Consider the following 12,660-nt stretch of genomic DNA (forward strand, 5'->3'; position numbering starts at 1 on the left):
TGAAAGTTATGTTTTCGAGGGCATTCGTACCTGAATCACAATTGCCGAAAGGATTGTTAATCCACCAATTAAAAAAATGGCAGAAAGAATTCCGAAAGCATCTGCGGTGATTCCCGAAATGATGGCGCCAAATACATAGCCCAAATCCCGCCACAGGCGGAATGTGCCAATACTCTCGGCACGTTGGCTGGGATTGGCAACCTGAGCAATTGTTGTCAGAAATGTAGGATACACAAGTGCCGTTCCCAGGCCTAAAACACCCGAAAGAAGTCCCAACACGTAAAAATTGCTACTTAAAGGAATACAAATAATGGCAATGCCCTGCACGAGCATTCCCTGGAAAAGCATGGCTTTTTTGGAATATATATCGGCCATTTTCCCGGTAAAAAGTTGACTAATTCCCCAAACTGCCGGATATATTGCCGTCAGAATTCCTACCTGCGCTGCGGGAAAATGTAGTCCAAAAAGCAAGACGGGCAAAAGGCCCCACATCATTCCGTCGTTGAGGTTGTTGACCAATCCTGCCTGCGTGACAGCGCTGAGGGTTTTATTCTTTAATGTAGTTTCAAGAAAAACTTTCGATACTTTTTCCTGAACGCTTTTAGCGCTTTCCTGCAAAACAAACCTCAACGTATCTTTTACCCAAAAAAGTGTTAAAACAAAGCCTGAAATGGAAATGACTATTCCCAAATAAAACGGATAAGGCGTGATGCCGAAATGAGTAGCGGTGAGGCCCGATAAAAAAGCAACAAGTCCAACGGCCAAATAGCCCGAAAACTCATTGAGACCCATTGCGAATCCACGGTCTTTGTCGCCCACGAGATCAATTTTCATGAGTACAGTGCTGCTCCATGTTAATCCCTGACTCAGACCTAGCAGAATGTTAGCCCAAACAATATGGTTCCAGGTGGTTGCATAAATTAGCATAAATGGAATCGGAAGGGCAAATACCCATCCAACGAGCAGTAAATTTTTTCGTCCTAAACGGTTAGAAAGCCGCCCGGTAAAATAATTGGTTATGGCTTTTGTCAGTCCGAAAACAGCAATAAACGATAGGATCGCTGTTTTTGAAGCAATGCCAAATTCTTGTTCGGCTAGTTGGGGCAAAATGGTGCGTTCCAGTCCAACCATTCCTCCTACGAAGCCGTTGATTATGACCAATAGCGTAAATTGTTGCCAGTTTTCTTTCAGGCCCTGACGAGCTGTGAGCGGTGAAATCGGTATTACAAGGGACATAGTAAAGCTCCAAAAGGTTGTTTACAAATGTCCCCGTTTGAGGTACCGATTCCTTTTACAAATGTTAAATAATCACCTTCGCAGCGCCCTGATTCGGCTCAGGCTCACCTGCGTGATTCCGAGGTAGGAAGCGATGTGTTTGAGGGGAATTCGCTGAATAATGTCAGGATGAAGAAGCAAGGCCTGATACCGTTCTTCGGCTGTATGAAACTGAATACTTTCCATGCGGTGGATGGTTTCGACATGAGCGGCTTCAAAAATCAGGCGAAAAAGTCGTTCAATCCGTGGAAAAGTGTCGTAAAGTTCAAAAAGACTAGTAGCCTGAATAGCCACCATTTCGGCGTCCTCCAAAATTTGAATTGCTTTTTTTGACGGCATGCCTGTAAACAGACTTTCGACCCTTACAATCAGGTTATTTTCAAAGGCAAAGTATTCTGTAATGTCGGTGCCATCTTTGTAATAATAGATTCGGGCTACCCCTGATTTTATAAAATAGATGGTCTTGCAGGTATGCCCGATGGGTTGTAAAATTTCTCCTTTTTTTAGAAAAATTACGTTACAAACCCCGGCAAGCGCCAGTTTCGCTTCCGGTGTCTGCGGGTAGAATTGGTCGAAGTAGGCAAACAATTCATTCATTTTTTTTAGCTGTTTACCAAATTTCCTTCATTTCGTCCGGTTGGATTTTATTTCGGCGTTTCGTTTCTTTTTTCGAATTTATCAGCGGGTTTTGTGCCAATGCCACCGGGCGTTGCAGTAATTCGCGCAGCACCACCGACGCACATACACCGCCAAAGGCCGCTGGAATGTACGAAATCGTCCCGTAAGCTGAACGTTTAAAATTGCTTCCATCGGTCATTATCAGCGAATCTTCCTGCACTTCTTCGGTCGAAAACACTGCCCTGATTCCCCGATCCACCCCGAGCCGCCGAAGGCGCTTGCGGATATAGTAGGCAAATCCGCACTGATAGGTGTCAAACAAGTCACTGACTTTGAGGCAGGTCGGGTCCATCTTTCCGCCTGCACCCATCGAACTCACAATCGGCAGACCTTTCTTATAGGCGCTTGCCAGCAGGATAAGTTTTGGCGTGACGCTATCGATGCAGTCCATGACGTACGTATACGATGCGAGCGATAGTACCTCCTCGATTTTGTCGGGGGTCAAAAACTCGGAGATCGTTGTCAGGTTCAGTTCAGGATTAATGGCGAGAAGCCGCTCCGTCATGAGCGTGGCTTTCAGTTGGCCGTGCGTGGTGGCAAGGGCAGGTAGCTGCCGGTTTCGGTTGGTAGGGTCTACTACATCGCCATCCACAATTGTGAGCGTTCCCACACCGGCACGAACTAAAAATTCTGCCGCAAAAGAGCCTACACCCCCCAGCCCGACAATGAGGACATGAGCCGCTTGAAGCTGAGAAATTCCATTTTCGCCCACAAGCAATTGCGTGCGCGACAGCCAGGTTAAATCTTGCATGAATTGTTAAAATTTTCCACAAATAGCGGCAAATGTAGTGAAGATTTTTTCAACCAACACTTCTACCGGGAGAGAAAGCCGCTCTGCGGCCGCTTCATAAATCTGTTGAATGGAACAGTCAGCGGTGTCGGTTTCCAGCAAAACCCTGTTCATGGGAATAAGCGGCAACACCCGACTTGCCGACGACTGCGGATTACGCAAAGCCGCCCCGAAAGAAAAGTAAAAGTCGTGTTGAATGAATGGAAGCGCCGTTTGGTGTTTCTGTACAAAACCGTGCAGAATCCAGGGCACGTCAGGTTTTAGGGCAGCGTGCAGCGCAAGTAGTTCCTGATGTGCCCGTACACAATGGATAACCACTGGTTTTTGAACTTCTTCTGCCAAAAGCGCCTGCGCCCGAAACGCTTCTGTCTGCAGCGGCAGTGCCGGCCCTTGGAGCCGATCGAGCCCACACTCGCCAATGCAGCGCACCTGTGGCAGCGCGGCTATCTCTTCGAGCCGTTGCAAATGTACATTCAGTTCATGAGCAGCAACATACCACGGATGGATTCCTACTGACACCAGGGCGGAAGGCGGTTTGGGGTCTGCCAGCCATTCGTCAACCATCCAATTATACATTCCGACAGAGGGAATTGAATGAGTATGGAAGTCGGGGTAGGTCATTGCTTTTTGGTACATTACTCCCTGACGTCTTCTATCAAAAAAGAGTTACCGTTACGTCCAACCAAAATTTCCCGGGTATAGCTTTCTTTTAATTCCGGGTCATCAAGTATGACCTTGTATAGTCTCCGTTTTTCATTTAACTCCTTAATCAGAACGCAGCTTGTAACCTTAATTTTCCCATAATCCTGCCCGGAAATCAAAAATCCAGTTCCGATCCCAGCCAAAGCCGGGTTAAAGGTCGATTTCCATTTTTTTGTAAATTCCTCCACACTCAGTCCTCCATCCATGTCTACATTGGTGGCGTCAGATTTATACTCGACATAGGTCGGCGTTGTTATTTTTTCCATCGGAAAATTTTCCGAATTAAAATGTCCTTCTATTGCCTTTATTAACCATGTCTTTGCGGCGTCTGTTGATTTTTCAGGTGCATTACTAGTTTTTTCGGAGGAAGTAATCGCCTTGGCAGTGCCGCCAGTTTCGGTGCAGGAAGTAAGGTAAAGCAGGGCAGGTAAAAATAGGAGAATTGATTTCATAATGTTTTTTTACAGGAAAAATGATTTGGAATAATTACTGAAATAATAAAATGTTATTTGCCCACAAAATGCACCCCTTCTTCCCGCTTATTTCTTCTTCACTTTCTTCGAAAACTTATACACATTTTCCTCTACCCTGAACTGAACAATTTGAGCAATCAGGTCGAGTGGAAGCGACTTTGTGTATGGAAACTGAACCGAGCCTTTGGATGTCGTGTAAGGGGCCAACTCCTTTGCAAACTCCTTAATTATTGAGGGACCCGGATAAAAACCCAGGTGATTTTTACAAGCTGCAAAGTGGACAAGGTTGCCGTGTTGAACAAAAGTCGGTATGCCATAATTGATGGTTTCAGTTGCCTCAGGAGCTACTCCCCGGATGGTTTGACGGACAATTTGCAGGAGTGGCTGCACAGATTCGGGACAGCGGGCGATGTACTCCTCAATTGTGGTCAGGCTAGTTTCCATGTGTTTAGGTAAAAGAACCGTAAGTACTTATTTGGGTAAAATTCATTACTTGATTTTTAGAATTACCGATTGATACGGACTCAAAGTAACAGCAGTGCCATTGCGGACAAGCTGATCAGTATTAGAAATAAGCTGTTGAGCATCAGATATATCCATTGGGAGGTTTAGACTGGACGCTTGATCTGAAAAATTCAGAAGAACCAGAAATTGAGTGCCTTCCCACGAACGCGTATAGGCATAAATAGCAGGGTGATCGGGAGACAGCAGAGTATAACGGCCATACACCAGCGTGGGGTTTTCTTTTCGCAGAGCGGTCATCTTTTTGAAATGATTCAAAACAGAATTTGGGTCTTTTTCCTGTAACTGAACATTTATTTTCTTGAAATTTGGATTGACCGGCAACCAGGGCTTTCCATTCGTAAAGCCTGCCTGTGCAGAGGCATTCCATTGCATGGGTGAACGGCCGTGATCTCTCGAACCAAAATTGAGTTTTTTCATATACAACTCCATGTCTTCTCCTTCGGCCAATGCCTTCTGATACCCATTTCGCGCGGCAATATCCTGGTATTGATCAATGCGCTTAAATGTCTGATTGGTCATTCCCAATTCGTCGCCATAGTAGCAGTATGGCGTGCCCCGCATGCTGAGTATAAACGTATTGAGAAGTTTTGCAGAGGCTTCGCGATAGGCAGGGCTATCATTTCCAAACCGGCTGACAAGCCGGGCCTGATCATGGTTTGCAAGGAAAATTGACAACCAGCCTTTTTCAGAAAAAGCACTGTCCCAACGAGAAAAAACTTTCTTAAAGTTTACCAACGAATACCCCTCATATTTTGCGAGATCTACACCCTCAAAAGCGTATGCCATGTTAAGCTCGTTTCGATCTTCGTCAACAAGTTCGTGAGCATCCTTAAAATTTCTCCCGGCGCCTTCCGCTACGCTCATGACATCATACTTAGAAAAAACTTCTTTATGCATTTCCTTTAAATAAAGATGCAGACCTTCCTGCATAGCATAATAATCAATAAAATTCTTCTCAAAACCTGTGGGAAATGCCGGGAAGGTGGTATCCTTTGCTGCAAACTGAAAGGCATCTAAACGAAACCCATCAACTCCTTTTTCTGCCCAGAAAGTCATAATGTCGTAAATCTCCTGCCGAAGTTTGGGGTTTTCCCAGTTTAAATCAGGCTGTTTTTGTGAGAAATAGTGTAGGTAATAGGCATCAGTCAGCGAGTCATATTTCCAGGCATCGCCTTTGGTGTCAAATAAGCTATACCGATAGTTCGGTTTTCCTTTCTCGGCGGGCCACCAATGATAGTACTGTCGAAAGGGGCTTGTTCTGGAACTTCTCGATTGTTTAAACCATTCGTGTTCGTCACTGCTATGATTGACGACAACGTCCATAATCAATTTCAGGCCGCGTTTATGCATTTCAGCAAGTAGTGTATCAAAATCATCCATGCTGCCAAAATCAGGCTGTATGGCTCGATAGTCACTGACATCGTAGCCGTTATCTTCATTAGGCGAGCTATAAATCGGATTCAGCCAAATAGCATCAACTCCAAGGTTTTGGATATAATCCAATTGCTCAACAATACCTTTCAAATCGCCAATGCCATCTCCGTTGGTATCTTTAAAACTGCGAGGGTAGATTTGATAAATGATACTTTCTTTCCACCAGTTTTCTTTTTTTATCATGGATTTCTGAGTGGTTTCGGCATGTTGTGTGCATTGTCCCAGAACAAGAAGAAGGAAGATGCTGGTGATGTAATTTTTCATCATGGTCAAAATTAATGTGTCTAAGGAGAGTGCTGAAATAGGTTTATATTTCTTAAAAATACATTTCCTTCTTATTTTTTTAAATAAAAACCAAGAAAAAGCTGTCTTTGAAGCAGGAAAACAAGAGACGCGTCCGCAACCAGGGAAATTGGTTGATTAAGGTTTTAAGTGAGAGAAATTAAGTCTGATATTGTTTGTAAAATGCGAAATTTTCAGGCTGTTCTATTTTTTTGAACTAAGCTTTTTTGGAATTAAACCAAAGTACAGTAGCGCGATACCGATAGATAAAATCAGAAGTTTACCCCAAACGAATCCTTTGCCATACTCAGAAAGTAACGAGTAATGCATGGCGTATTGCGCTGTTGAAATAACTGAGTACAGAATAAGTACTATGCCTATAATTGCAGATAATTTTTTCATTTCCATATGTTGTAAAAAAGGCAGTCCCATCCATAAGTGGACAGGACTGCCTTTTTTTGAGAATCGTTATTTTTTTACAATCGTGGTGGTAGGTGTATAAATTCCGAACGTGATGGCATTGATCAGGCCATCTATAAATGTATGTGTGATTGTTACATCATAGTCCGTTGCTCCACCGGCAAGTACTTTGGGATCTGCCACACCAACCGGGGCTAGACCATAGATCAAATAATGATTCATTTTTTTAACTTCCACGCCCGTTTGTGAGCCTTTACCTACCACAACGGTGTAGGTGTAACAGGAAGATAAAGACATGGACATGCCTGCTACGAGAGCAAGACTCAGGAGGATTTTTTTCATTTTCATCACAAGAATTAAAAATTTTCTTACTCATTTGGCTTTTCAGTTTCGCCCCGTTTGCATGGTTTCTGGACTCCATTGGGAAGTTTTACTTGTAGAATGACAGGTAAATATTCCAAAGGGCGGAAAGATATTAAAAAAACTAATTTGAAAAACGTTTAAGATGGTTACAACATAAAAAAAGCCTCCACATCAGCGGAGGCTTTTTTATCAGCAAAACAAAACTGCACTTACCGGCTCATATACATATTTCGCTCGGCATAGATTTTCTGAAAGAAATCGTCCTGCAAGTCATCAATAAAATAGATGGCTTCGCCGGTTGACTTCATTTCGGGACCGAGTTCCTTATTTACATTCGGGAATTTATTGAAAGAAAAAACCGGAATCTTAATTGCCCATCCTTTTTTGACTGGGTTGAAAGTAAAGTCGGAAACTTTTTTATCTCCCAACATCAGCTTGGTCGCATAGTTTACGTAAGGTTCCTGATACGCTTTGCAGATAAAAGGCACCGTACGAGAAGCTCTTGGATTGGCCTCAATCACGTACACAATGCCATTTTTGACGGCAAACTGCACATTGATGAGTCCTTTCACGCTCATAGCGAGGGCAATTTTTCGCGTATGCTCTTCGATCTGACGGATTTCATCTTCGCTCAGATCAAAGGGAGGCAGGGCTGCGTGTGAGTCGCCGGAGTGAATTCCTGCGGGCTCAATATGTTCCATGACGCCAATGATGTAGGCATCTTCACCATCACAAATGGCGTCGGCTTCGGCCTCAATGGCACCTTCCAGAAAGTGGTCAAGCAGGATATTGTTGTCAGGAATATCGTGCAGAATCTTGACCACATGCTGTTCCAGTTCCTGCTCGTTAATCACGATTTTCATGCTTTGTCCGCCCAGTACATAGCTTGGCCGAACCAGCAGCGGAAAGCCCAGCGAACGCGAAAGTTCGACAGCAGCATCAGACGTACGCACGGTTCCGAACTTAGGATACGGAATACCTAAATCCTGCAAAAGCGCCGAGAAGCGGCCCCGGTCTTCGGCCCAGTCGAGTGAGTGGTAGCTGGTGCCGATAATTTTTACACCGTATTTTTCGAGTTTTTCGGCCATTTTCAGCGCGGTTTGGCCGCCAAGCTGCACGATAACTCCCTCGGGTTTTTCGTGTTCGATTATGTCAAACACGTGTTCCCAGAATACCGGTTCAAAGTAGAGTTTATCCGAAATGTCCGGATCTGTCGAAACCGTTTCGGGGTTACAGTTGATCATAATGGTCTCGTAGCCGGCCTCTTTGGCAGCCAATACACCGTGCACGCATGAGTAGTCAAACTCAATGCCCTGCCCTATGCGGTTGGGACCTGAGCCAAGCACCACTACTTTTTTTCTGTCACTCACAATCGACTCGTTGTCGGGCATCTCTTGTGATGTATTGAAAGTTGAGTAGTAGTAGGGAGTTTTGGCTTCAAACTCCGCGGCACAGGTATCTACACATTTGTACACACGCTTGATTCCCAATTCTTTGCGACGGTCATACACCTTGCTTTCTTTGACACCCAGCAAATGCGCCAACTGCCGGTCAGCGTAGCCTTTTTGCTTGGCTTTGAGCATAAGCTCGTGTGGCAGAGTGTCCAATTCGTAGCGTTGAACCTCGTTTTCCAGTTCAATCAATTCCTCAATTTGCCGTAAAAACCAGGGGTCAATTTTGGTTAAACTTTGAATTGACTTAAAGGAAAGTCCGATTTTGAACGCATCATAAATATGGAACAGGCGGTCCCAGCTGGGGTTGGCCAGGCTATGCTTGATTTTTTCCTGATCCCGAACTTCACGACCGTCGGCACCCAGGCCATTGCGACGAATTTCGAGTGACTGACAGGCTTTCTGCAATGCTTCCTGAAAGTTGCGGCCAATGCCCATGGCTTCTCCAACCGATTTCATTTGCAGACCTAGCGAGCGGTCAGCACCTGGAAACTTGTCAAAATTCCAACGGGGCACTTTTACGATTACGTAGTCGATGCTGGGTTCAAAAAAGGCCGAAGTAGTGCCTGTAATCGGGTTGATTAGTTCGTCAAGATTATAGCCAATCGCCATTTTTGCGGCAATTTTAGCAATCGGATAGCCCGTAGCTTTTGACGCAAGCGCCGAAGACCGCGATACCCGTGGGTTAATCTCGATGACAATGATCTGATCGTTTTCCGGATTAACGGAGAACTGAATGTTACATCCGCCGGCAAACTCTCCAATGGCGGCCATACACTTGATGGCCAGGTTGCGCATTTTCTGATACAGTGTATCAGGCAGCGTCATGGCCGGGGCTACCGTAATACTATCGCCGGTGTGAACGCCCATCGGGTCAAAGTTCTCGATCGAACAAATGATGATGAAGTTCCCGTTGCCATCGCGGAGCAATTCCAGCTCGTATTCTTTCCAGCCCATCACACTTTGCTCAACCAGTACTTCATGTACAGGCGAGGCGTGCAGGCCGTTGGTGAGGGCGCGGTCAAAGTCTTCGGCTTTATTGACAAAACCACCTCCGGTTCCTCCAAGGGTATAGGATGGACGAATAACGAGTGGAAAGCCGATCTCCTGCGCAATTTCTTTTCCTTCCAAAAACGAACGGGCCGTGCGGCCCTGGCACACATTGGCGCCGATTTCCAGCATTTTCAGACGAAATTTCTCGCGGTCTTCGGTGGTTTCGATAGCCTTAATGTCAACCCCGATGATGGCAACGCCATATTTTTTCCAAATACCGGCCTTGTCACAGTCAATAGCTAAATTTAACGCCGTTTGGCCTCCCATAGTTGGCAAAACGGCGTCAATTGGATTTCCTGAGGCTTTGTGCTTTTCCAGAATCTCGACGATGTACTTTTTTTCGAGCGGAAGCAGGTACACATGATCGGCATTGATGGGGTCGGTCATGATCGTGGCCGGGTTGGAGTTGATGAGGCTGACCTCAATTCCTTCTTCCCGCAACGACCGGGCTGCCTGCGAACCGGCATAATCGAACTCACAGGCCTGGCCAATGACAATAGGACCTGAACCAATGATAAGAATGGACTTGATATTCGGATTTTTTGGCACAGTAGTAGAAAAATTTTTGAATAGGTAGTACGTATGTTTTTCTTACTTTCCGGGCGTATTTCCCGACTTTTTCAGAATTTGAAAAAGCACTTGCCGGGAGGGGTACGCCCAAAAATTCCACAAAGTTAATGCACAGAACCGGATTTGGGTAGATAAAATATAAAAAAGGCCCGGTGTTTCTAGTGACCGGACCTTTTGTTAACGGGTTTGTCGTGCTTTCAGCAGCGCTTCGGCAGCTTGTTGACCGTTGTCGGGCGCGGGGGCATTGCGGCTGAAATATTTGCCATTGGGTCGGATAATGGCGAAAGAGGGAAACGCCAGCGGATTCAGTTTGAACAGCAACTGCGTAGCCTGCGACTCATTGATGTACAGGTGTATCCCCTTAATTTTATTTCGAACAATGTATTGTTTCCACAGGTCTTCTTTGTCGTTCAATTCGGCATTGGGTAAATGAACATACAAAAACTCAACGTCAGCCGGTAGTTGCGCCCGCAGGGCAGGTGCGTACAAAATCTGACTTCGGCTGGCCTGATCCAGTAAATTCCATTTGATCACATACAGGGTTTTGCCCTGATATAACTTCTGAATGTCGTTGAACCAGCTACCGCCGTTTTGTTCTGATTTGGCCATCCAAATGCCGCTCAGTACTTCCGTAGGTGCTGCTTTCAGATCGTTGCGATGCTGGACGGCTTTGATGTACACGCTATCTTTTACTTCCAGCTGATACAGCTCGTCCAGAGAAAGCTGCGTGGTTCTTTCGTTAATTTTTTCCTGTAAATACGTATGCAGCAGGGTTTTCTCGTCGAGCGAAAGTTCATAAAAACCCTGAACAAAAGCCCGGGCATTGAGCAGGGCGGCTGCGGAGGCTCCCAGCTCTTCATCAAAAGTCCGGTCTTTTTTCTCGATCATTGTCAACAGATCCATCGTCCGACGGTTTTTGCGGTAGAGCGCACTCAAAAAATCCAATCCTTCGCTCGTTGCGCTTCCTTCTTCAATAATCGCATCAAGGCGTTGCAAATCAGCAACACTAAGCTCGCGGCCATAGGTTTTGAGCAAAGTGGCAAGTTTAGTTATGGGCAGTGATTTTGCCTGTGTCGGATTGTAGAACAGCTTTTTTTCCATTTGGCGGTCGGCATATTCACCCAAACGATCCATCCACTGCACTCGTTGAAAAGACATAACTCCCTGCGTCAGGCGGTTCAGGCTATCCTTGATTGCGGAAACGGCCACATCGTTGGCCAGCGAATAGTCATAAAGCAAGGTAAGTTGTTCATCCAGTACCACTGAATTAATCCAGTTTCGCAGTTCGGGAGCTGCACCGCCCGTTTGTGACAGTACGAGCAAGGCCGAAAGTCGCAATTCTGCCCGCCGTTCTAAGGCTCGTTGTGCTTCACTGGGATTCAGATGAAAAAAAGTATTCATAAATGCCTCTCCATTCCGTTTGTTTTCTTTAAACAGTCGGGCTTCTTCGGCTAAGTATTGAATGTATTGATTATTGGCTTGCGCATTAACTCCCGCAAAGTAAAACAGGCGGGATGCGTTGTACAGCGAATCGGCGTCAAAAGTCAGTTGGACCGTACCCGGAGAAGCCAGAAACGTAGTATACACTTTGCCGCCGTAGTCCAGATACACTTCTTCCTGCGGATAAATTAAAGGCAGTGCTACCCGAAATGACCCGTCGGCCTGCAAAGGTGCCAATCGGGTAAGTTCACTTTGGGGTTGCAGCAGGTTGTTGCGCGTAAACGTCAGCACGGGCGCCTGCCGGTAAAGAGCCGGGGTGAGGTTTTGGATGCGCCCTGTAATGACAACGGAGTCAGGCTGAGCGAAGGCGGGAATGATACCGCTGATGAGGAAGGTTGCTGTAAAGATCCACGTCAAAAAATATTTTTTCATACTCCTAATTCATTTCATTAAACTCATGGAAAACACTTCATAAACTTCGTGCCGGAGTTTACTCGGGCGTATTTCGGTTTTCGTATTTAACTGTAATGCCGTGATACGTATTTTGTTCTTCATAATCTTTTCGCAGCGGATGACCTTCCCAATCGGTTGGAAGCAGAATCCGGCGTAAATCAGGATGTCCTTCAAAATGAATCCCCATCAGATCAAAGGCTTCGCGTTCGTGCCAGTCGGCGGTACGCCAAAGGTGCGTAAGCGACGGAACCACAGGCAACGGCTCCGGCGGATTGTTGCGGGGGACGACTACTTTGAGCACCAGCGTATGACCATACACCAGGGAGTTAAAATGATAAATCACTTCCAGCGTACCTACCGTCGGGCCGTTGTCAAGAGCCGTAACATTGGCCAGATAATCCATATAAAGCCGCTCATCGCAAAACAGGAACTCTCCAACGTCGGCAAGGCGATTGGTTGGAATGACCAGAAATGGCTGAGCTGCCTGTTCAGCAGTTTCAAGAAGTAAATCCTCGCCAAAATGGCTGGTGAGTACGTGGCAGATGTCTGTAAAGTTCATAACTACAAAGTTAATCAATCCGTGGGTTTGTAGCAGTTGCGTATTCAATGTTGATTTTTGAACGCAACATCAGACAGCATATTTTTTTTTAAAAACCAGCTTTCCTGAAAATTACCTATACCAACGGATAAAAAATGGTTTGAAAATCAGGAAGTTATTTTTACTATTAACTCTTCTTTTACTTAAAAACCA

General features: G+C 45.5%; 12 protein-coding genes. 1 reads left to right on the plus strand and 11 read right to left on the minus strand.

The window, feature by feature from the left end:
* Positions 1 to 6: 6 nt before the first annotated feature.
* The 7 genes from EZE20_RS18385 to EZE20_RS18415 form a co-directional block, all read right to left on the minus strand.
* Positions 7 to 1,236 carry an MFS transporter gene (locus EZE20_RS18385; protein ID WP_132120407.1) on the minus strand — a complete coding sequence of 410 codons (1,230 nt, stop codon included), beginning with the start codon at positions 1,234 to 1,236 and terminating at the stop codon, positions 7 to 9.
* 72 nt (positions 1,237 to 1,308) lie between these two features.
* On the minus strand, positions 1,309 to 1,872 hold the full coding sequence (locus tag EZE20_RS18390; RefSeq protein WP_132120409.1) for a Crp/Fnr family transcriptional regulator: 564 nt from the start codon (positions 1,870 to 1,872) through the stop codon (positions 1,309 to 1,311).
* Positions 1,873 to 1,885: 13 nt separating this feature from the next.
* On the minus strand, positions 1,886 to 2,704 hold the full coding sequence (locus tag EZE20_RS18395; protein ID WP_132120411.1) for a tRNA threonylcarbamoyladenosine dehydratase: 819 nt from the start codon (positions 2,702 to 2,704) through the stop codon (positions 1,886 to 1,888).
* A gap of 6 nt (positions 2,705 to 2,710) precedes the next feature.
* Positions 2,711 to 3,364 carry a TatD family hydrolase gene (locus tag EZE20_RS18400; RefSeq protein ID WP_165933519.1) on the minus strand — a complete coding sequence of 218 codons (654 nt, stop codon included), beginning with the start codon at positions 3,362 to 3,364 and terminating at the stop codon, positions 2,711 to 2,713.
* 14 nt (positions 3,365 to 3,378) lie between these two features.
* A complete protein-coding gene (locus EZE20_RS18405) occupies positions 3,379 to 3,897 on the minus strand; it encodes a hypothetical protein (RefSeq protein WP_132120415.1) in 519 nt (172 codons plus the stop codon).
* Between the two features lie 87 nt (positions 3,898 to 3,984).
* A complete protein-coding gene (locus tag EZE20_RS18410) occupies positions 3,985 to 4,362 on the minus strand; it encodes an iron chaperone (protein ID WP_132120417.1) in 378 nt (125 codons plus the stop codon).
* Positions 4,363 to 4,407: 45 nt separating this feature from the next.
* Entirely contained in the window at positions 4,408 to 6,060 is a 1,653-nt protein-coding gene (locus EZE20_RS18415; RefSeq protein WP_165933520.1) for a glycoside hydrolase family 13 protein, read from the minus strand.
* Between the two features lie 82 nt (positions 6,061 to 6,142).
* Between EZE20_RS18415 and EZE20_RS24120 the strand changes: the two genes are divergently transcribed.
* Positions 6,143 to 6,301, plus strand: a complete 159-nt coding sequence (locus EZE20_RS24120) for a hypothetical protein (RefSeq protein WP_165933521.1) — start codon at positions 6,143 to 6,145, stop codon at positions 6,299 to 6,301.
* Positions 6,302 to 6,627: 326 nt separating this feature from the next.
* On the opposite strand, the gene EZE20_RS18420 is transcribed toward EZE20_RS24120, so the two are convergent.
* From EZE20_RS18420 to EZE20_RS18435, 4 genes are all read right to left on the minus strand, one after another.
* Entirely contained in the window at positions 6,628 to 6,921 is a 294-nt protein-coding gene (locus tag EZE20_RS18420; RefSeq protein WP_132120421.1) for a Bor family protein, read from the minus strand.
* Between the two features lie 230 nt (positions 6,922 to 7,151).
* Complete coding sequence (gene carB, locus EZE20_RS18425) at positions 7,152 to 9,995, minus strand: carbamoyl-phosphate synthase large subunit (RefSeq protein WP_132120423.1); 2,844 nt, start codon at positions 9,993 to 9,995, stop codon at positions 7,152 to 7,154.
* Between the two features lie 198 nt (positions 9,996 to 10,193).
* The gene (locus EZE20_RS18430) at positions 10,194 to 11,888 is read right to left on the minus strand and encodes a hypothetical protein (RefSeq protein ID WP_132120425.1); all 1,695 of its coding nucleotides are present in this window, start codon (positions 11,886 to 11,888) and stop codon (positions 10,194 to 10,196) included.
* 58 nt (positions 11,889 to 11,946) lie between these two features.
* Positions 11,947 to 12,468, minus strand: a complete 522-nt coding sequence (locus tag EZE20_RS18435; protein WP_132120427.1) for an NADH-quinone oxidoreductase subunit C — start codon at positions 12,466 to 12,468, stop codon at positions 11,947 to 11,949.
* Positions 12,469 to 12,660: the final 192 nt, after the last annotated feature.

The sequence above is a fragment of the Arundinibacter roseus genome (assembly GCF_004348825.1).
Lineage (GTDB): Bacteria > Bacteroidota > Bacteroidia > Cytophagales > Spirosomataceae > Arundinibacter > Arundinibacter roseus.